The sequence below is a fragment of the Thermofilum adornatum genome, from assembly GCF_000446015.1.
In the GTDB taxonomy this organism is placed as follows: domain Archaea; phylum Thermoproteota; class Thermoprotei; order Thermofilales; family Thermofilaceae; genus Thermofilum; species Thermofilum adornatum.
In genome coordinates this window covers 362033-381868 of the sequence record NC_022093.1, presented here as the reverse complement: position 1 = coordinate 381868, position 19836 = coordinate 362033, and the positions used below count along the sequence as shown (strand labels likewise).

The window sequence follows — 19836 nt, the reverse complement described above, 5'->3', positions numbered from 1 at the left end:
CATGCTTATTTCAAAGCCGGCCTTCAGGGTTCTAGGAATCTCGGAGTGTTTCAGGAAACGTGCAAAGAAGTCTGTATTGGCAGCCATTGTCTATCGTCGGGACGGCTATCTGGACGGGGTCTATTTTACATTTACAAGTATAGGAGGCATGGATGCAACAGACTCGATCCTAGGCCTCTACAAGTCCATGAACAGGAAAGACATCAATGTGATAATGCTTAACGGGTGCATTATTTCCTGGTTCAATATTGTCGACCTAAAGAGGCTAAACAAAGAAACAGGCCTCCCAGTTATATGTGTAAGCTACGAGGAGTCCAAGGGGATAGAAAAATACATAAGGGAATACTTCCCAGGCGACACACAGAGAATAAAAGCCTACCGGGAGCTCGGGCAAAGACAGCTCGTCTACGTCAGGCCTACACGGTCATATGTCTATGTCAGAGCTGAGGGGCTATCCCTAGAGGAGGCTAGACAAATACTCGACGCCACAACGAAGACAGGCAAGGTTCCAGAGCCCCTAAGGATATCCCAGATGATAGCCAGAGCCGTCCACACGTTCCTAGAAGCGGCTGACCCCCTTCTACTAGGAATACAGCCCCCAGACACAGGCATGCACGAAAAGAATATTTGAATCCAGACAGCTTAGAAATCACTATGTTGAACCTACCCAAGACAATTGTCTGGGAAAATGGCAGGGTCAAACTTATCAACCAGAAGCTTTTGCCACACAAGCTCGAATATATCGAGACGGACAACTGGGAAAGAGTCGTAAAATCAATAAAGGACATGGAGATTAGAGGCGCACCCGCAATAGGGGTTGCAGGCGCCTTCGCGGTAGCCCTCTTCGCAAACAAGTATGACGGAGAAAACCTAGAAAAATTCATGCAGGACCTGGAAAAAGTCTCCAGGATAGTTGCAACTGCCAGGCCGACTGCGGTAAACCTTTCATGGGCAGTAGAAAGGGTAAAAAACGTTGCAAAAACAGCGACAAGCGTCGAGGAGGCGAGGAGGCTCATCCTAGATGAAGCCCTAAAAATACAGAGGGAGGACGAGGAGGCAAACAGGAAGATAGGCGAACTAGGCGAGCCACTCATAGAGGACGGAGACACGGTCATAACGGTATGCAACGCCGGCTCCCTTGCCACGAGCTACTGGGGCACTGCTACAGCCCCACTCTACGTGGCAAAAGAAAAGGGTAAAAGCTTCCGCGTTATAGCGCTCGAGACCCGGCCCTACCTCCAGGGGGCGAGGCTGACGGCCTGGGAGCTAAGCATGGCCGGCATAGACGTCGTCGTGGCTACCGACAACAGCATAGGCATTTTGGCCATGAAAGAAAAGATAAACCTCGCAATCACTGGGGCCGACAGGATAACAAGCATAGGATACGTGGCAAACAAGCTCGGCACATACCCCCTAGCGCTCATGTCGCGTGTACACAACATACCCTTCTACGTGGCGGCCCCGTCAAGCTCATTCGACCTTAAAGCCAGGGGCCCCGAGGACATAGAAATAGAGATCCGTAGCTCAGACGAGGTAGTCTACATTGGAAACATGAGGATAACCCCTGAAAACGTGAAGGCGATATACTATGCCTTCGACATTACCCCGCCGCAACTCGTTACAGGTATACTCACAGAGAAGGGCATAATATATCCGCCCTACGAGAAGAATATAAAAAGAATCATTGGGAAAAATTAAACTTAAAATTTAGAATTTCTCGCACCCTACAAAACAAACGATTCAAATTTTAACCAGAAACGATATATCCCTAACAGTGGCTCCGTGATGGACATCAGGCTGATAAGGCTAAAACGGCTCGAAGACCTGATCCACGTCCTAAACGTGGTACAGGTCCCCATAGTGCATCACCTCGCACTAGACTCGAGGCACATCTACTTTATACCATTCTTTCTCAGTACAGACTCCAGCATAATATACTTCTACGAGAACGAACGCAGACTCGAAGGAAAATTCCTCCTCTTCAACAACTTCACAGGAGAAGTAGACATCACAGACAAATGGACATCTGACACACGCTTCACAATAATCCCGATAATTGACGTGGAGTACCAGAACGTGTTCCCCGAGAAACAGCTCCTCAGCGAGCTTAGAAACCAGCATGCAAAAGAGAAGCGTGAAAAAGAGAAAAAATCCATAATTAAAGAGGAACAAAGCCAGTAATTGTCTTATAATTACTGCATTTTTACGCAGAGAGTCTTCCCAGGCCTCCCTTGCCAAATTTGATTGCTCTTTCTGAAAAAATGTTTTTATATTGCCCTACTTACCCTTAACTTCGCGTTGGTGTAGTGCTATATGAGTAGTGATAAGGTATCCTCGCAGCCGAGAAAAGTACGAAAGCGTGAAATATATACAGCCCAGCTACACGTCCGGTCTAAGAGGCTAGTCGCCCCTCTATCCAAAGAGCTGTCCCAAAAGCTCGGATTGAAAAGAATACGTGTAAGGAAGGGCGACAGGGTCCTCATTGTTCGCGGTTCTTTTAAGGGACACGAGGGAAAAATCACCTCGGTTGACGTTAAAAGGGGCAGGATACACGTGGAGGGTGCAATGCTCAGAAAAGCAGACGGCACAGAGGTGCCATACCCAATACATCCATCAAAGGTCGTTGTCCTAGAACTGGACCTATCTGACCCCAGGAGAAAAGAACTAGTAGAAAGAAAGAAACAGGTGGTGGTAAGTGGTCAGACGAGTTAAAGCCTCACTTAGACACTTGAGACGAAGCGTAGCGCCGCCCTTCTGGCCAATAAAGCGAAAAGAATACACTTGGACAGTTAAGCCCTCCCCAGGCCCACACCCTCTAGACAACTCGATACCACTAGGAATAATCGTCAGGGACGTCCTCGGCTACGCTCAGACAATGAAGGAGGCAAGGAGAATAATTTCCTCCGGAAAAATCATCGTCGACGGAAAGCCAGTAAAGGACTACAAGTTCCCAGTTGGGCTAATGGACGTGATCCATGTTCCAGCTGAAGACAAATACTTTAGGGTGATACCCGACCCGGCCAGGAAGCTCAGGCTGGCAGAGATAAAGCCGGATGAGGCCGGCCTCAAGATAGCCCAGATCAGGAGGAAAATGACTGTAAGCAATGGGAACCTACAGTTCACGCTACACGACGGAAGGAACATTCTTGTCAAAAAGGACTCAGACCTATACCAGAAGGCCCTCTCCTTTAAGACATACGACGCCCTACTAATAACCATACCCCAGCAAACACTACAGACCCACATACCACTCGACAAAGGCACACTTGCCATCGTATACGAGGGGCGAAACGTCGGCTTCCTTGGAACAATACAGTCTATACAGCAGGTCTTCAAGAGGGCGCGCTCACTCGTAGAGCTAAAGTCCCCAGAGGGAGAAATCTCTAGGACGATCCTCCAGTACGTGCTCCCAGTAGGAACAGAAAAACCACTCGTAACGGTGAAGGTCTAATGGCGAAGACAAAGCTCGTCCTGGAAACAGACCACCCAATGCGGAGAGTATTCATAGGCAAAGTAGTAGTAAACATGGGCATCGGCGAGGGCGGTGAAAGGCTGGCACGCGCCGCCAAGCTACTAGAAGAGCTCACGGGCCAGAAGCCTTCCCTTAGGAGGGCAAAGAAGACTGTCCGCGAATTCGGAGTGAGAAAGGGAGAAAACATAGGCGTAATGGTCACACTTAGGGGCCAAAAGGCCATAGACTTCCTGAAGAGGGCGCTCGCAGCCATAGACTACAAGATCCCCGAGAAAAGCATAGACAAGCACGGCAACGTCTCTTTTGGTATCAAGGAACACATACTCCTCCCCGGAGTCAAGTACGACCCAGAAGTGGGAATCTTCGGCTTCGACGTCATTATCGCGATGGAGAGGCCGGGCTACAGGGTGGCAAGGAGGCGCCGCAAAAAGTCCAAGATACCCAACAGGCACAGGGTCACAAAAGAGGAAACAATAATGTTTTTAGAAAAGGTGTTAGGTGTAAAAGTCATTAAGACACGCAGGTGATGTGAATGGCGAAGATTCATCCACCAAAAAAGAGGAAATACGGTAAAGGCAGCAGGAGATGTGTTCGTTGCGGCACACACGAGGCGGTCATACGCGCATATGGGCTAAACCTGTGCAGGAGATGCTTCCGCGAAGTCGCAGAAGAAATAGGATTCATAAAGTACAGCTAGGGGTGATGACAAAATGATGTTCGACACTCTGGCAAACGCCCTCGCAACAATAATGAACAACGAGTCTCGCGGAAAAACGGAATGCGTCATCTACCCGTCCTCAAAGCTAATCATAGCAGTCCTCAACACAATGAAGAAGGCCGGATACATAGGGGACTACGAGCTAATCAACGATGGAAAAGGAGGAAAAGTCGTAGTCAAGCTACTAGGCAAGATAAACAAGGTCGGCGTGATAAAGCCCAGGTTCCCAGTTAAAAAGGACGAGTTTGAGGCATGGGAGAGGGAATACCTGCCCTCAAGAGAAATAGGGCTACTCATAGTCTCTACACCACAAGGAGTAATGTCACATATAGAGGCAAAACAAAAAGGTATAGGAGGGGTGTTACTCGCATATGTCTACTGAGGAAAAACAGGTAAATACTGAAAACGTCCCAAAAGAAGAAGCCACAGCCCCAACAACAGAAGCACAAGCCAGCACAGAAGAAAAGAAGAAAATATACAAGCCTACCCTCACAGCCGAGCAACAGAAGATGCTGAAGCTACGACAGCTAATATCTAGGTACAGGCCCAGATTCATACGCATGAACTCCTGGCGCATCAAGAGACTGGAAGACACCTGGAGAAGCCCGAGAACATCCATAGACAACCAAATAAGGAAACAGCTGAAAGGCTTCCCACCATTGGTCAAGATCGGCTACAGGGGCCCCAAGCTCGTCAGGGGTCTCCACCCATCCGGCTTCGAAGAAGTAGTTGTCTACAACGTAGAAGACCTCCAGAACGTCGACCCAAAACGCCACGCCGTGCGCATAGCCCGCACGGTAGGCAGACGCAAGAGGGCAGAAATAATTAAAAAGGCCGAAGAAATAGGTGTAAGGGTCCTTAACGGGTGATAAATGTGGACGTATCTGTAGCTAGGAGGCTCGCGGCCGAAGTCCTTGGAGTAGGCGAGAGCCGGATCTGGATAGACCCCGAAAAACTCGACGAGGTATCAACAGCCATAAGCCGTAGCGATGTTAGGAGGCTTATCAAGAGTGGAGTCATAAAGGTCCTCCCGCCGAGCACCCCGTCTAGGGGGAGAATAAGAATCAAGAGGGAGAAAAGAAAGAAGGGTAGGGGGCGCGGCCCAGGAAGCAAGAAGGGGCCCAGGACAGACGAGAAGAGGGCCTGGATAGCTAAAGTCAGGGTTCAGCGCCGCTACCTCAAGTACCTAAAGGAAAAGGGACAAATCGACCCCAAGACTTTCCGCCAGCTATACAGGCTAGTCAAAGGAGGAATGTTCAGGAGCCTTGCACACCTCAAGCTATACATGACGCAGCACAAGATACTAAAGGTGGAACAGCATGGCTAGAGGCTCACACTATAGGGTCGCGTTGAAGAGGAGACGCGAAGGCAAGACAAACTATTACAAGCGTAGAAAGCTAATCCTCTCAAAGAAGCCTAGACTAGTAGTCAGGGTACTCTCCAAGACGGCAATTGTACAGGTAGCGATCCCGGCGCCCAAAGGAGACATAATATTGGTCTCTGCACACTCAAACGAGCTAAAGAAGCTCGGCTGGAAAGGATACGGACGCAACACCACTGCCCTCTACCTCCTAGGATACCTCGCAGGCCTAAAGGCGGCAAAGAAGGGCATAAAGGAAGCCGTCCTAGACATAGGGCTACACAGGCCCGTCAAGGGCTCACGCGTGTTCGCGGCGGTAAAAGGCGCGATAGACGCTGGGCTAGAGGTGCCAGTCGGCGAAGAGATGCTTCCAAGCGAAGAGAGAATAAAGGGAGAACACATAGCGTCCTACGCGAAGCAGATGTCCGAGCAGGATCCAGAGGCCTACAAGGCGTTCTTTTCCCAGTACCTACAAAACGGGCTAAAGCCTGAAGACCTGCCATCCCACTTCGAAGAGATAAAGAAGAAAATCGAGGAGTCAGTCAAGTAGCATGAAGGTTTTAATATGCCTGTAAATTAGATGGGTGAGACGTATGGCGTCGGAATGGCAACCAAGAACACTCCTGGGAAAAATGGTGCTAGAAGGCAAAATCAAGTCCATAGACGAGATATTCGCCAAAAACATCCCAATAAAAGAAGTAGAAATAATTGACACGCTCCTCCCAGACCTCAAATCAGAAGTCATAAGCGTCGGATTCGTACAGCGCCAGACAGACTCGGGCGAAGTCTCGCAGTATCAGGTAACAGTTGTCGTGGGAAACGAGAACGGCTACGTCGGCGTAGGCATGGGCAAATCCAGGCAGATCGGAATAGCAATCGAGAAGGCAACCAGGAGAGCCAAACTAAACATCATACCAGTCAGGAGGGGATGCGGAAGCTGGGAGTGCCTCTGCGGCAAGCCACACAGCATTCCATACAAGGTGGAAGGAAAAGCAGGCAGCGTCAAGATCGAGCTCATACCCGCCCCGAGGGGAGTAGGAATCGTTGCAAGCGACGTGGCAAAAACAGTCCTCAGGCTAGCAGGAATAAGCGATGTGTGGTCAAGGTCCTACGGCGAGACAAGGACAACCCACAACATGGCAAAAGCAGTCTACAATGCACTCAAAAAGACATATGAATTCTACCCACCGTCCGACTGGTGATTGAGATGACACTATTATTCGTATTAAGGCTCAGAGGCTCCCCCGACAGGACGCCAGAACAAGAAAAAGCCCTCGAACTACTAAGACTCCACAAGACCTACCACGCTACACTCGTCCAAGACACGCCATCAATTAGGGGCATGCTGACCCAAACCCTCTCCACAGTCGTAACATGGGGAGAAATAGACAAAGAAACACTAGTCCAGCTCCTACAGAAACGCGGCAGAATGACCGGGAACAAGAAGATAACCGAGGAAGATCTCAAAAAACTAGGCTACAACAGCTTCGACGAGCTAGCAGACGCCCTACTAGCAGGTAAAGTGACGCTAGACCAGCTACCCGGCGTAAAGCCCGTATTCAGGCTAAGGCCCCCAAGCGGCGGATTCAGGGGGACAATAAGGAAAAACGTCAAAGCCGGAGGCGAAGCAGGCTACAGGGGGCCAAAAATCAACGAGCTCATAAGAAAAATGCTCTAGACCAACACATTTCTTTACTATTACCTTATTTGGCTTGTTTCTCAACAACCCCAAATTATGCCAGAGTCTCTTATACATCCATTATATTCTTGCCCAGAATCCTAGTTAACAGCCCTGCAGATTTCAAACTTGACACTCCTTCTGCAGACTCTACTTATACGCCGAGGTACAAAAAAGAAAAACGCCTGTCAATTCACTGCATCGGCCAGAAAACCCTTCAGAAATTTTTTTAAAGTCGAATGTCTATAAGCCGAAAAGGTGTCAACATTGGTCATAAGGCGCGAAAAGAAGTCTAGATCCTACCGTGGAAGCAGGACTCACGGCTATGGACGCACGGGGCAACACAGGAAGTCTGGAAGCAGGGGCGGAAGGGGATACGTAGGATACCACAAGCACAAGTGGTCGTGGACAGTAAAATATGCCCCGGACTGGTACGGTCAACACGGCTTCACACGCCACCCCTCACTCGTCACACAATTCAACATTATCAACGTCGGCGTACTTGACTCGAAGATAGCTGACCTGTACCAGAAAGGCATAGCTACACGCGAGGGCGACGCCTACGTAGTCGACCTAACAAAGATAGGCATAAACAAGCTAACAGGCACAGGACAAGTCAGAAACAAGATAATCGTTAAAGTGCCATTCGCCACACAAAACGCAGTCCAAAAAATCAAGCAGGCCGGAGGCGACGTCATACTGCTCGCAGAAAAACCAGCAACCGGTGAATAAGGTTGAGCCTCCAAGACTCACTCAACAGCTTCTTTAGAATCCTGCCAGAAGTCACGAGGCCTGCCAGGAAGCCAAGCCTAAGCGAAAGACTGCTCTGGACAGGCGTCATCCTGATAATCTACTTCATAATGGGACAAGTACCACTCTACGGCATACCAAGACAAACCCAGGGAGGCATAGGTGCACTAGAGTTCCTGAGAATAGTAATGGCGTCCAAAAGAGGAACCCTAATCGAGCTAGGCATCGGGCCCATAGTAACAGCAGGCATCGTGTGGGAACTACTAGTAGGAAGCAAACTCATAAACCTAGACCTCACAACCCCAGAAGGACGAAAAACATTCGCGGGACTCCAAAAGCTCACAGCCTTCCTCTTCGCTGCCATTGAAGCACTCGCCTACATATGGGGCGGCGTATACGGTGCACTAACACAGCAACAACAAATACTAGTCTTCATACAGCTCTTCATAGCAAGCACATTCATTATCCTAATGAACGACATGCTAGAAAAAGGCTGGGGCATTGGAAGCGCCGTCTCCCTTTTCATAGCCGCTGGCGTGGCACAGCAAATATTCTGGGAACTCTTCAGCCCCATCGGCCCCCTAGCCGACGGGCTATATTACGGATTCTTCCCGTCCCTCGTAGTCGCGCTCGCCCGTGGAAACTCTACACTCATAATGTACGCTATCTCTAGGCCCGCAGGATACCCAGACCTCGTAGGCTTCCTAGGAATGATCGCCATGCTACTCGTATTAACCTACATGGAGTCAATGAAGATACTCATACCAGTCTCCAGCACCAGGTTCGGAGGAGTAAAGACACGCATACCCCTAAAGTTCCTCTACGTCTCAGTCATGCCAGTCATCTTGGTCGGCGCCCTATACGCAAACATAGCAATGTTCACCCAGGTTTTATGGCCGAGGGTCAACCCGGGAAACCAGAACCCCTGGCTAAACATCATAGCAAGATACAACTACACAGAGTACGGCCCCGTCCCCTTGCCAGGCTCACTCGTCTACTACATCTCGCCCCCAAGATCCCTCGCATCCGCTCTACACGACCCCGTCCACCTAGTTGTCTACGCGTTGCTCTACATTGGGCTAGCAGTCCTCTTCGGAGTCGCATGGATCCTCACCTCGGGAATGGACCCCGAGACACAGGCAGAGCAGCTAGTAGAAGCACAGCTCCAGATACCAGGCTTCAGGAAAAGCGAAAAAGTCATAGCGTCGATGCTCAGGCGCTACATCTGGGGCTTAACCATTCTCAGTAGCATCATTATAGGAGTAATAGCAGTGCTAAGCGACCTACTCAGGGTGATGGGCGGAGGCACAGGAATCCTCCTCCTCGTAGGCATCATAATACAGTACTACTCGATACTCGCCAGTGAAAGAGCACTAGAAATGTACCCGTCCCTAGCGAGGCTCATAGGAGAATAGTTTTATTTTTAACGAAAAACCTTTTAGTCTATCTACATTTTTACACAATAAAATGGATAAAATTTTAATAACTCACAATTTAAAATACATTGACCAAATATGCCCAGAAAGGTAACAGACAAAATAATCGAGAGGAAAAAGCTCATCCACGACTTCCTCAAAAAACACGGCCCAATGCCCACAGTCGAACTCGTAAGAGAGCTCGGCCTCTCACACAGCCAAGTCTTCTACATACTCAGGCTCCTCCTCAGGGAGGGCAAAGTAAAAGAAGAAAGAAGAGGCAAAATGGCCTACTGGGTCGCCCTCGAATAAGCGTGGCAAAAACATATAAACAAAGGCAACCTACAAGACACAGGTGAAAACAAATGGGCGGAAGACAGAGGACATCAATCTTCCTAGAAAAGAAAAAGGAGCTAAGAGAGAAAAAGGGCAAAGAATCACAAACAAAGTAGTTTTTTAGTCCCCCAGACGGTTTTCTCTAATGTGGCCTCCCCCAAAACCCAAGCCCAAAAGAATAATAGCAATAGCCTCCTCTAACTTCTCCAACCTCAAAGAGCCAGCAAGGACACTACATATAGCACTCCTAGCCCGGGCCGCAACCATCTTCCGCGTAGAACAAATCATAATCTACAAAGAGTCAAACAAGCCCTGCACACCAATAAAGACAGTCCTCGAAGCCCTAGAAGCACCACAGTACCTGAGAAAATACCTAGTTCCAAAGTCCAGGCACCTGCGCTACATCGGAGCTGCCCCGCCCCTACGCTCCCCAAGCCACCTACTCAGAGACGAGCAAAGCCCATACCGCGAAGGCTACATATTGAGGCGCACAGGAGACAAGGCAATAGTAGACATAGGCCTAGAAAAGCCAGTCCAAGCAAAGGTACCACCAGGCCTCGGGCCACGAGTAACACTCACACAAAAACAAGGTCACTGGCAATACATAGACCGAGAACAAATACCAGTCTACTGGGGCTACACAGTAACCTGCCAACAATCACTAAAACAAACACTCCAAAACCACACCACCCCAAAAACACTCGTCATAGCAACATCCAGAAAAGGCACACCAATAAACACCCTAGCCACCCAGCTAAAAACAAAAATAGCCACAGCAGAAACACTCCTAGTACTCTTCGGCACACATAACAAAGGCATACAAGAAATCGCCACACAAGAAAACATCAACCCACAACACTACATACACTACACACTCAACACCGCACCACTACAAGGCACAAAAACAATCAGAACAGAAGAAGCAGTACTCACAACAATGGCAATACTAAACCTCCTAGACCAACAAACAACAACCTAGCCCAAAAACCACCACACAAATACCCCACGAAACCTCCCTCTATCCCCAAACACTTTACACACTCATACAAAGCTAGCAATATTGAAGAAAAGAGAAAAACAGAGATTTTTACATCGTGATACACGGTGGGAGGAAATGGTTCCCCTAAAAATCTCTGTAGAAACGTTTTCCACGGGAAAAGTTTGCAGATTAGGGGAAGAAGACATTTCTGAAAATACATTCTTCCCTGACCCCTCTTCTTGATCTATATCATTTATAAGTCACAATTGGAAAACTAAAACAAGATAATGTGTTCCATGGAAAACTTTGACATAAATACACTTTCACACCACAGAGAAACAAATAAATAACACCAATACAAAATAAATCCCAAGGAAAGTGTATCAGAAAAGAATGAATTGAAAGCCATGTTTTTTTGTGAATAGAGAAGTTTTTGTTTATGAGTATCAGAAAAGAATGAATTGAAAGAGGATAGTGGCAATTATGCTGTAGAACAAGACGAAGCGTATCAGAAAAGAATGAATTGAAAGCAAACTATTATCTCACTTCTTGTTCCCATTATCCCACCCTGTATCAGAAACGAATGAATTGAAAGCATAAATTAGGAAAGCGCGTGTGGCTTTGCGGTATGATTTTTGATGAAGGGTCGTGAACATGGCTGTACTATATTTCGGAGTTTGTGCTTACTACACAAAAAACCATTAAATTTTTATATGGAATTACAGTAAATATAGTTGTATGTTGTCATCAAACAATTTTTTTAGGTTACCTTCCAGCTACACACTAGCAGATGTCTTCATAATTGAGGCCTTGACACACCTGCACGTTGGTTCAGGTAAGACTGGCGGAGCTATAGATCTGCCAGTTCAAAGGGACGAGAACGGTTATCCATGTATCTATGCTAGTAGCCTGAAGGGAGCACTCAAGACGTCTCTCCTCCATGGAGCTATTAAGATGGGTCACACCAAGGACGAAGCTTTGGATCTCGTTAGAGCCCTTTTGGGATCAGAGCCGGGAGACGAAGAATCGTTCCAGTCTAGCGTGGCTATTCTCGATGCATACCTTCTGGCTATGCCTGCTAGGAGCCTTAAGGGTGTATACGCCTATGTCACTACGCCTACATTGCTGAGGAAATTTAAGCAGTACTTGGATCTCTATTCTGCTATACAGATCGGGATCTCTAAAGATGCTTCAGCATCTTCAAGCCAAAACGTGACCTCAAATTCTCAGTCGCCTCTCTCGCTTATTTCCGACACTCTCGAGACACTGATAGAAGAGGCAGATAATCTTTCAGAAAACCAGTACTTATGTCTCCGATATAACAATCTATGCGAAAAAGTTCAGATCCAAAATTTGGATAACAAAATTGTACTTGTGGAAGACATGGTTCTGGATCCATACCAAAGCAAGAAGAATCTCGATGCTAACAATTTAAAGAGCTTTTACCATAACCTAGCCATAACAGAGAAACCCATAATCGTGTTAAACGACACGACAGGCAAAGAAGTCATTGACAGAAGTATCCTCGTTCTTGCACACGTAAGTCTAAATGAAAACAAGACAGTAGACAACGGGCCGTGGACAACCGAATACATCCCCTCCAAAACAAGGTTCCTAAGCATGGCTCTCTATAAGAAACCACAAATCTCTAAGGCTATGCTTGAGAAATATCTGCAAAATAAAAATAGCAATTTAACTGAGGAAACCTACAAGGAGGTTCTACAAAAACTTTTTCCAAATGACCAAAAAATAGCAAACTACGCTGAGGTTACGAAAAAAGCCTTTCAGAGTCTTATAGAAGAACTCCAGAATTACATAATAATCGGCGGACGAGAAACCGTTGGAAAAGGCATCGTAAAACTCAACTTCACAAATTATAGAGGCGAAGCTCAATGACTACCCAAAAAGTAGGCCCCGTCGAGTTGGCGCTTGAAATATTCAAGGAAATTGCAGAAAATGACGTAAAAAGTGAAAAAATAGGCTCCAAGCTACGGACAAGAGCAAGAGAGGGGCCGGAACTCATAAGAACAATGGGGCTTATACCCACGCTTTCCTTCTACTATGCCAAGGCCCAAGATGCCCTCCTATCATCGAAAAAGGAACCCGAGCCCGTCGCCTATATGCTCTACCTAAAAGCCATCTTGTTATACCTAGAAAAGATAGGTATAATTCAAAATGCAAGCCAAGTATTCTACCTGCAAAAAGAAATTGAAGAGCTACAAAATAAAAAAGATGCCAGCGGGGATGGAAAAAACAAGCAAATAGAGGAAAAAGGAAAACAATTAAAACAAAATATGCTCTCTATTCTCGACGATCTTCTGAACAAATCATCCGTTGCAAAAAATCTACTTGACCCCTACCTCATAGAATTCAAGAGACTATGCGAAGCAACATGGGAAAGAGAAAAATAGGGAAACGATATGGCTACCCTCAGCACTATACAAAATAAGATCCTGGAAAAAGAAAACCTGCTAATAAGTGTAAAAGCAAGGCTACTATATCCACACATCGGGGGCTATACTTCAAGACCCTACGACCCCGAGACAGGTACACTGGAGCCGCCAAGACCTACCGAAATAAAGGCCCTATGGCGCTGGTGGGCAAGAAGCCTGCTTTCAGGAGCCTACGGAGGAACCAAGGACTATAAATTTCTCGACAAAGAAATTGGGGAATTCCTAGGTAGAACCGAAGAAACGCCACAAACCTCGTTGTTTCACTTATCGGTAACTGCAACAAACTATAGTGATTTAAAGCAACAGTTTTCAACATATTATAATTATTTAAAACGAAAATATCTAAACAATGAAAGAGATCTTCAAAATCTTATTAAAGTTTTTTTCACACGAAAGCACAACATTACCAGGCTTTTTCTAGTTTCCCTAGGTGCACAGCGAGAGCAAAAAATAAGCGAAGTTGCAGTTATCGATAAGTATAACAATTTACACATAACTATAGACTTGCTTTTAACATTTCCATTTACCCAGCAAAGATATCCTCTAAACATGCTTCGATTTGCCCTCTGGAGCTTCTTTGTTTCTTTGATCCTAGGCTCTGTTGGTTATGGTTCAAGAAGAGGTTTAGGCTCGATAATTGTTCAAGAAATCAAAGAAAACCCAGATCTTTTGAAGTATTACCCCGAATTAGGAACGGACTTAGCAAAACTCAAAGAGATAATTGCAACTCTAAATAATGGCGACCGTGAAAAAATCGAAAAGAAGCTAGACGAATTGGTAAACCAAGCTTACGAAGTTGCCAAAGGCTTCAAGGAGAACTTCAAGGAGGACTTATCCCACATTGTTAATACAACTAGTTTTCCCGAAGTTCCATCAGTGATACCTAATGGAGACTTTTTTAAAATGGAAGTATACCTGTGTAGTGACCCCTCAATAGCATTGCAGTGCATCTCCAAGAGCACACTGAAAAATGAATGGCTAAACACACTGAAAAATGAACTGCTAAATGTTGATGAGGCTTCGGAGACTCAACCTATTTACAGGTCTCAACTTCATACATGGATCCTGGGTCTCCCACGTAGCTCTAAAGGTAAAGGCTATTACTTAGATAGATCTAAAAGGGATCCAGGTAGGAGGGTCTCAGCTATTCAATTTAAGCTATGGCAAAACAAGAATAAAACATTCGTTATTGTTTACGGATTTCTTAGCAAAGATTGGAAAATAGACAAGCTTAATCATTTTGCAGGAAGCAAAGAAACACGGGTTTCACGTGAAGATATTGTTTATGCCGATGGTCAGCGGTTCAAACCTCAGAATAATAATGAATTATTTTTGTCAAAAGCGTTTGAAGCAGCTTGGAGCTTTATTTCCAAGATTTTGAATAAATGTTGCAGTGGTGGTAAAAATGGCCGAACAGAACATTAGAGGAAGGCTTTCTCAATTATTTTGCAAGCAGATCTTTCTAACACAACTTGGGGAGGTTAACTTATTGTCGTTTGCGTCATTGTACACGTATGCATGTTTGGAAAAATATGAAAATCTTGGAGAATTGAAGAGGGAATTGGCAAAGAGGCTTGTGACTGCAAGGACTCCACTAGGAATGGACAATGTGCTTGAAGAAGTTAAAAAGGCTCTTGAAAGCAACGGTTTCTACGTAAAGGTCTTAGAATTCAAGTCCACGTGGAGGAGCTTAGTAGGAACCAGCGAGTCTAGTTTCTCGATACCCTTCGAGGTGGGCCTCTTCTGGGATCCAGTCTACAATCTTCCATTTATACCTGGAACAAGCATAAAGGGAGCGGTTAGAATGGCCTTTGCACAACTCTTGGCCAAAAGGCTGAACATAGTGGGAACAACAAATCAGGTAAAGGATTCCAGAGTCTCAAGTGAGGTTGCTAGAGTTTTTGGCGAGGGAGGCGAAAGGGGTCATGCGGGCCTTGTTGGGTTTGTAGATGCTTATCCAATAAAATATGACGAAAGGTTGCTTGACCCAGACGTTGTTACTCCTCATTATCAAGACGCAAAGAACGAGTTGGAGGCTCAGCCAATTCCAAATGTGTTTATTGCTATGTCCAGGGGCATCACTTTCAGAACTATGCTCTTCTATGTTCCACCAGAAGGGATCCCGGGGAGAAGAGAATCGAAAAAACATACGTTAAAGGTGGTCAACAACATTGGAGACAATAGTGGACAAGCCGACATATTTAGGGGTAACCTTGCATCTCAAATTAAAGACCCTGAGAGGCTTGACCCAGATACAATCCCCCTTTTAGACCTCAGCGTTCTATACGCATTTGCAATGGGGGTTGGTGCAAAGACCTCTGTTGGTTACTCGCGTTTCGAGGTGATTAAATATGAGTAGCTCGTTCCTGTCCCCCCACGGGGAACAAATATTCGAGTTGAAAATCGCGGCACTTCTTCACGATCCCCCACACAAGCAATGGCTTGAAAACCACGAAGAGACAGCTAAGAAGTGGATAGGTGAGCTTCTAGGGAAAGGCGGCGAAGCACAGATACCAGACGAGGTTCGAAGAGCAGACAGACTGGCTTCAAGCATAGACCGGTACCTGCTATCTATCTTGATGGGTGACAAGTATATTCCTGGCTTCTTGGCCACAAAAGAGATAAAGCTGAAGAACACAATCAACCCACTCTTTGAGATAGATATCAAGCAGTGCGACAAGACACAAGCAGACAAGTTTTTCCAGGAGCTAAAGGAAACACTTGGAGGTCTTAACCTTAAGGAGAAGTATCTCGCACTCTACTCCATCTATGAGTTGCTGTGGATCGACAAAAATCTCCCAGTCGGTCCTGCAGACACCAGGGTTCCAACCAACACGGTTTTCGACCATGACTACGCCACTGCTACGGCCCTCAACTGGATCACAAAAGACGGGTACGACGGCTACCTAGTAGGATTCGACATTCCAGGAGTCCAGGAATACATAGCTTCGAGCCGAAAACTACGTGACGCGGCTATCTCGAGCTACATCATTTCTGCATTCGCCTGGTATATTATGTTGCCATTCATAGAAGAGTTGGGGCCCGACGTAGTGATAATTCCCTCGCTTAGAAGTAGCCCATTCTTCCTCCATTGGGTCTCAACCAGGCTTCACGGAGAGGTCCAAAAAAAGATCAAACAGCTTATGGAAAAGTATGTCTTAATCAGCAAAGACCTTCAAGACCTTTATCGCGTACTCAATATGCCGCCCTTTGCTTCTTTCCCAGAAAAAGCTGTTCTCGTGCTTCCAGTCGAGAAAGTTGAATCATGCAATATTGAGCAGGTTCTCCATGAAAGGCTAGCTGAAGCGTGGCGCCGGCTCTGGAGAACAGCAGAAAAACTCTCAGAGGCACGTGTCAAAGAGAAGGATGCGAGTCTTGTATGGAAATTCATTAATAAAGTATTCAAGTACTATGATAAGGAATTTAGCAATTCCGGGTTCGACAAAGTTCCTCCAGTCACTCTGCGTGTCCAACTCGTGAGGATCAACGGTCAAAAAGCATTATGGCAGATATATGACAATGCCTATCGAGAATTGTCAAGGAAATTTGAAAATTTGAAAAATGTTAGGGCAGATGCACGAGTTAAGCTAAACTTATTTAACCTCACAAAGAATGCTTTCAAAGAGGGGCTAGGATACCCCAAGAAATCAAGAAAAGCCTTTGATTACTGCACCCTATGCGGAACTCTGCCCGCCATTATAATTCTTCCTTCTGAAGAAGACGAAGATGGAAAAGATTTTGCTTTCTTCATTTTTAAAGTAGTCGAAGAAAACTCTGATCCCATTGAAGCTGAAAGCCTCTGGCATAAAAAACCTCAAGAAGAAATAGAAAAATTTGAGAAATGGTTCAAGGACTATACAGCAGAGCTAGAAACCTTCAAAGCAGTGTTTACACCGGGTGAAAGACTTTGCCCGTGGTGCTTCCTCAAACGCGTCGTAAGCATGGAGCCCAGGCTCTTACGTATACTCCTAGAAGACAAGGATCCGGAAAGCCTTGTAAATGAGCTAATTTCTCAAGAAACACCTGGAATTAGGATCCCCTCAACCTCGGATATAGCTACTTATAAGCTAAAAGAAGAACTCATCAATACCGTAATACATAAACTAGAAAAAGAGACTCTACTGAAAGATCTTACAGAAGTACTTAGCAAATCGCTAGGGACGCAACTCGCTCAGCAAGGCTCTAGAAATCTTATTGGGCTTTCGTTGCTTTGGACTGCACAAAGACGGCTCGAAGAAAAAATAGCAGGTAAACTTCGAGACGAGGAAACTTTACCATTAAGACTTGTTGTGAGGCTAGACCCAGAAACATATTGGCTTGGAAGAGAGACAGATATTAAAAAGGAGTGGCTAAGGCTATTCAAACAACTCGACCTTGAGAAGTGGCTATGGAGCTACTACTCACTCATTATTGCTGATGGGGATAGTATTAGCTCTCTGCATGATGGCAGAGTCTCAGCTTTCTTTGGCACATCGTGGGATAACAGAAATGTAAGAAATGATGTAAGGGTCTTAAAAAAGAAAATTATTGAGAGCTCCGCTATTGGAACATATAGCGAACTTATTAAAGATGCTATTGAAGCTCTAGAGTCATTAGCAAGTGATACTTTTATTGAAAAATGGAGCAAGATACTAGAACAACATTATCCCGCAGGCATGCTGAATTCCCAGCAGGTAGCCCAGCGTCTCAACAACTTCTTACAAACACTCGAAAATATACTCAATGATGAGGACAAGCTTCCACTAACGTTAACCTATCACACAGCATTAAGCGCCGCGCTAGTTCGAGTCTCACTACTAGACGCTGCTACAATCCTTGAGCTAGGAGGATTCGTTGTCTACGCGGGAGGCGACGACCTTCTCGCTTTCTCTCCAGTTCACAAGGCTGTTGAAATAGCTATTTGTACAAGATCCCACTTTGCTGGCTCGTGCAAGCGGGGCAAACATTCGTTTAGTAATGTGAGATTAGAGAACGGCTTCCTAGTGGTAAACAATGCGTGTCTACCCATGCTCCCTGGCGTTGGACGTAGCTATAACATAAACACTGCCCACTATCTATATCCGCTTCAGCTGGTCATCTCAGATGCCAGGGAACGCCTTAAGGATGCCAAAGAGAAAATAGTCTCCTCCTACTGGGAGCCCTCATTAGCCGTCATTCTTGACGTTCACAAAGACCTTGCAGCGTTCACGTATAGTCCGCGGGGCGGAGGCTCTACAACCTATGTACCAATAACCTTGGGGAGAATAGGATACATAGATACCCACAGGTATCTTGAATATTTGGCTGAACCGCTAGAAGTAGTTCAAAGGGTCATAGAACTCATCGAACCTTTAAGCTTAGGTAACCCACAGTTTACTGTAAGCCTACTCTACGACATAGAAGAATACAAAGATCTACTCACAAGCACGATTACAAAGTTGGGATCAAAATTTAATTTGTCTCAAAGATTAATATTAAGGATAATTGAGAGAAACACCTACGCCAAGCCACAGTACGCGCAACAGCTATACAATTCGATACTTGGAGAGATGTCGGAATTGATATCTCACGCCAAGGTCATCAACACTAATCCAAAAGAAAAGAACGAAAAAGAAATCCACCTATTTGTATCACTTATCAGAGGTGTTAGGAATATTAGGGGTGGTATGAGGACATGAAGACCAGAATACTCTTCGAAGAACTTGAACCATTAATGTTCAGAGGACCAGGCGAGCTAGACCCAAGCGCTAGAGGAGTCGCGACTCTGGCACAGTCCACAGGCTGGCCCTCTATAAGCACAATAACTGGCACCATTCTATCTGAAGTAATGTCTATGAGAGGAATTCATCCATCCAACCCTGCCAGTGAGTGGGAGAAATTTGTTGACAACTACATGAACCTTTTGGATAGACTTGCAATAGAATGGATACGTGGACCCTATTTATGGGACGAGACTCAATATGTAAGAGTACCGATACTTCTTGCGGGCAAAGCTCTGCATTATACCTTTCCACAAATAATTGCTAAAATCATCACTGAATTTATAAACAAAGAGATAAATGTTTGGGAAGTCATCAAGAGAATAACAGAATATTCAGGACTGCCAATTAGCATTCAAAAAATTGGAACGGCATTAACGAGCAGAGATAAAGGAATAAAAAACGTGCGGGAAGGCTACCTCTACGCCGAGACGTTTGTATCGCTAAAACGCAATGCCATCGCAGTGGAGGTCGGGTCTTCTTCGGACGATATTCTAAAGGATCTTAATAACAAGCCAGTCAAACTAGGCGGCGAAAACAGATTCGTTGAGTCTAAATTGGACGGAGAACTTCCCTTAGCTAGTTCTTTAGAAAAATTCAACGAAGGATACGTAGTGCTCTTGTCGCCTTTCCTAATGCTTGAGACGCCCAAAGCAGTCGTAAATAACGATGGCATAATAGAACTACGCTACCGAGACATGCAAGCAGAAATCATCATGGGACGCATCGACATAAAAGGTCTTGGCTTCGCAGTAAATGAGACAAAGAGAAAGCCAATACTTCCGGCAATACTCGAAGGATCAATCCTGAAAGTGAAGAACTGCTCTGACACTCTCAGACTAGGCCTATACGGATGCCTACACAATAACCTTACACAAGAAGAGTCACTATTTGGCAGAATTGGTTTTGGAAGTTTCTACGTATTGGGGGTATAGCC

General features: G+C 45.8%; 23 protein-coding genes. All 23 read left to right on the top strand.

What is annotated here, in order from left to right; all coding sequences use genetic code 11:
* Position 1 precedes the first annotated feature (1 nt).
* Entirely contained in the window at positions 2-631 is a 630-nt protein-coding gene (locus tag N186_RS02075; RefSeq protein WP_020962122.1) for an endonuclease dU, read from the top strand.
* 23 nt (positions 632-654) lie between these two features.
* The gene (gene mtnA, locus N186_RS02070) at positions 655-1698 is read left to right on the top strand and encodes an S-methyl-5-thioribose-1-phosphate isomerase (RefSeq protein ID WP_020962121.1); all 1044 of its coding nucleotides are present in this window, start codon (positions 655-657) and stop codon (positions 1696-1698) included.
* An 84-nt stretch (positions 1699-1782) separates the two neighbouring features.
* Positions 1783-2181, top strand: coding sequence for a hypothetical protein (locus tag N186_RS02065; RefSeq protein WP_148681980.1), 399 nt, complete (start codon positions 1783-1785; stop codon positions 2179-2181).
* Between the two features lie 132 nt (positions 2182-2313).
* Positions 2314-2712, top strand: a complete 399-nt coding sequence (gene rplX / locus N186_RS02060; RefSeq protein ID WP_020962119.1) for a 50S ribosomal protein L24 — start codon at positions 2314-2316, stop codon at positions 2710-2712.
* A complete protein-coding gene (locus N186_RS02055) occupies positions 2696-3451 on the top strand; it encodes a 30S ribosomal protein S4e (RefSeq protein WP_020962118.1) in 756 nt (251 codons plus the stop codon). The genes rplX and N186_RS02055 overlap by 17 nt, the downstream gene beginning before the upstream one ends.
* Positions 3451-3999 (top strand): 50S ribosomal protein L5, encoded by a 549-nt coding sequence (locus N186_RS02050; RefSeq protein ID WP_020962117.1) that lies wholly within the window; start codon positions 3451-3453, stop codon positions 3997-3999. Before N186_RS02055 ends, N186_RS02050 begins: the two co-directional genes overlap by 1 nt.
* Positions 4000-4004: 5 nt before the next feature.
* Positions 4005-4169: a 30S ribosomal protein S14 gene (locus N186_RS09430; protein WP_148681979.1), complete on the top strand. Its 165-nt coding sequence runs from the start codon at positions 4005-4007 to the stop codon at positions 4167-4169.
* A gap of 13 nt (positions 4170-4182) precedes the next feature.
* On the top strand, positions 4183-4572 hold the full coding sequence (locus N186_RS02045) for a 30S ribosomal protein S8 (protein ID WP_020962116.1): 390 nt from the start codon (positions 4183-4185) through the stop codon (positions 4570-4572).
* Positions 4562-5059 carry a 50S ribosomal protein L32e gene (locus tag N186_RS02040; protein ID WP_020962115.1) on the top strand — a complete coding sequence of 166 codons (498 nt, stop codon included), beginning with the start codon at positions 4562-4564 and terminating at the stop codon, positions 5057-5059. The genes N186_RS02045 and N186_RS02040 overlap by 11 nt, the downstream gene beginning before the upstream one ends.
* 5 nt (positions 5060-5064) lie before the next feature.
* Complete coding sequence (locus N186_RS02035) at positions 5065-5517, top strand: 50S ribosomal protein L19e (RefSeq protein ID WP_052885621.1); 453 nt, start codon at positions 5065-5067, stop codon at positions 5515-5517.
* On the top strand, positions 5510-6100 hold the full coding sequence (locus tag N186_RS02030) for a 50S ribosomal protein L18 (RefSeq protein ID WP_020962113.1): 591 nt from the start codon (positions 5510-5512) through the stop codon (positions 6098-6100). The genes N186_RS02035 and N186_RS02030 overlap by 8 nt, the downstream gene beginning before the upstream one ends.
* A 43-nt stretch (positions 6101-6143) precedes the next feature.
* Positions 6144-6752, top strand: coding sequence for a 30S ribosomal protein S5 (locus N186_RS02025; protein ID WP_020962112.1), 609 nt, complete (start codon positions 6144-6146; stop codon positions 6750-6752).
* Positions 6753-6757: 5 nt separating this feature from the next.
* Positions 6758-7228: a 50S ribosomal protein L30 gene (locus N186_RS02020; RefSeq protein ID WP_052885620.1), complete on the top strand. Its 471-nt coding sequence runs from the start codon at positions 6758-6760 to the stop codon at positions 7226-7228.
* A 267-nt stretch (positions 7229-7495) separates the two neighbouring features.
* Entirely contained in the window at positions 7496-7960 is a 465-nt protein-coding gene (locus tag N186_RS02015) for an uL15 family ribosomal protein (protein WP_052885619.1), read from the top strand.
* A gap of 2 nt (positions 7961-7962) precedes the next feature.
* Positions 7963-9393: a preprotein translocase subunit SecY gene (gene secY / locus N186_RS02010; RefSeq protein WP_020962109.1), complete on the top strand. Its 1431-nt coding sequence runs from the start codon at positions 7963-7965 to the stop codon at positions 9391-9393.
* A 99-nt stretch (positions 9394-9492) separates the two neighbouring features.
* Positions 9493-9705: a FaeA/PapI family transcriptional regulator gene (locus N186_RS02005; protein WP_020962108.1), complete on the top strand. Its 213-nt coding sequence runs from the start codon at positions 9493-9495 to the stop codon at positions 9703-9705.
* A gap of 169 nt (positions 9706-9874) precedes the next feature.
* Complete coding sequence (locus tag N186_RS02000) at positions 9875-10708, top strand: putative RNA uridine N3 methyltransferase (RefSeq protein ID WP_020962107.1); 834 nt, start codon at positions 9875-9877, stop codon at positions 10706-10708.
* Positions 10709-11446: 738 nt separating this feature from the next.
* A complete protein-coding gene (gene cmr4 / locus N186_RS01995) occupies positions 11447-12604 on the top strand; it encodes a type III-B CRISPR module RAMP protein Cmr4 (RefSeq protein ID WP_020962105.1) in 1158 nt (385 codons plus the stop codon).
* Complete coding sequence (gene cmr5 / locus N186_RS01990; RefSeq protein WP_020962104.1) at positions 12601-13119, top strand: type III-B CRISPR module-associated protein Cmr5; 519 nt, start codon at positions 12601-12603, stop codon at positions 13117-13119. Before cmr4 ends, cmr5 begins: the two co-directional genes overlap by 4 nt.
* Positions 13120-13128: 9 nt before the next feature.
* On the top strand, positions 13129-14586 hold the full coding sequence (gene cmr1 / locus N186_RS01985; RefSeq protein ID WP_020962103.1) for a type III-B CRISPR module RAMP protein Cmr1: 1458 nt from the start codon (positions 13129-13131) through the stop codon (positions 14584-14586).
* A 97-nt stretch (positions 14587-14683) separates the two neighbouring features.
* The gene (cmr6, locus tag N186_RS01980) at positions 14684-15520 is read left to right on the top strand and encodes a type III-B CRISPR module RAMP protein Cmr6 (protein WP_240366748.1); all 837 of its coding nucleotides are present in this window, start codon (positions 14684-14686) and stop codon (positions 15518-15520) included.
* Positions 15513-18818, top strand: a complete 3306-nt coding sequence (gene cas10 / locus N186_RS01975; RefSeq protein ID WP_020962101.1) for a type III-B CRISPR-associated protein Cas10/Cmr2 — start codon at positions 15513-15515, stop codon at positions 18816-18818. The genes cmr6 and cas10 overlap by 8 nt, the downstream gene beginning before the upstream one ends.
* A complete protein-coding gene (locus N186_RS01970; protein WP_020962100.1) occupies positions 18815-19834 on the top strand; it encodes a hypothetical protein in 1020 nt (339 codons plus the stop codon). The genes cas10 and N186_RS01970 overlap by 4 nt, the downstream gene beginning before the upstream one ends.
* Positions 19835-19836 lie beyond the last annotated feature (2 nt).

Excerpts from the sequence above, each read along its gene's own strand:
- N186_RS02075 (WP_020962122.1), top strand. The coding sequence starts at position 2 with ATGCTTATTTCAAAGCCGGCCTTCAGGGTTCTAGGAATCTCGGAGTGT.
- mtnA (WP_020962121.1), top strand. The coding sequence starts at position 655 with ATGTTGAACCTACCCAAGACAATTGTCTGGGAAAATGGCAGGGTCAAA.
- rplX (WP_020962119.1), top strand. The coding sequence starts at position 2,314 with ATGAGTAGTGATAAGGTATCCTCGCAGCCGAGAAAAGTACGAAAGCGT.
- N186_RS02050 (WP_020962117.1), top strand. The coding sequence starts at position 3,451 with ATGGCGAAGACAAAGCTCGTCCTGGAAACAGACCACCCAATGCGGAGA.
- N186_RS09430 (WP_148681979.1), top strand. The coding sequence starts at position 4,005 with ATGGCGAAGATTCATCCACCAAAAAAGAGGAAATACGGTAAAGGCAGC.
- N186_RS02045 (WP_020962116.1), top strand. The coding sequence starts at position 4,183 with ATGATGTTCGACACTCTGGCAAACGCCCTCGCAACAATAATGAACAAC.
- N186_RS02040 (WP_020962115.1), top strand. The coding sequence starts at position 4,562 with ATGTCTACTGAGGAAAAACAGGTAAATACTGAAAACGTCCCAAAAGAA.
- N186_RS02030 (WP_020962113.1), top strand. The coding sequence starts at position 5,510 with ATGGCTAGAGGCTCACACTATAGGGTCGCGTTGAAGAGGAGACGCGAA.
- N186_RS02025 (WP_020962112.1), top strand. The coding sequence starts at position 6,144 with ATGGCGTCGGAATGGCAACCAAGAACACTCCTGGGAAAAATGGTGCTA.
- N186_RS02020 (WP_052885620.1), top strand. The coding sequence starts at position 6,758 with ATGACACTATTATTCGTATTAAGGCTCAGAGGCTCCCCCGACAGGACG.
- N186_RS02005 (WP_020962108.1), top strand. The coding sequence starts at position 9,493 with ATGCCCAGAAAGGTAACAGACAAAATAATCGAGAGGAAAAAGCTCATC.
- N186_RS02000 (WP_020962107.1), top strand. The coding sequence starts at position 9,875 with ATGTGGCCTCCCCCAAAACCCAAGCCCAAAAGAATAATAGCAATAGCC.
- cmr4 (WP_020962105.1), top strand. The coding sequence starts at position 11,447 with ATGTTGTCATCAAACAATTTTTTTAGGTTACCTTCCAGCTACACACTA.
- cmr5 (WP_020962104.1), top strand. The coding sequence starts at position 12,601 with ATGACTACCCAAAAAGTAGGCCCCGTCGAGTTGGCGCTTGAAATATTC.
- cmr1 (WP_020962103.1), top strand. The coding sequence starts at position 13,129 with ATGGCTACCCTCAGCACTATACAAAATAAGATCCTGGAAAAAGAAAAC.
- cas10 (WP_020962101.1), top strand. The coding sequence starts at position 15,513 with ATGAGTAGCTCGTTCCTGTCCCCCCACGGGGAACAAATATTCGAGTTG.
- N186_RS01970 (WP_020962100.1), top strand. The coding sequence starts at position 18,815 with ATGAAGACCAGAATACTCTTCGAAGAACTTGAACCATTAATGTTCAGA.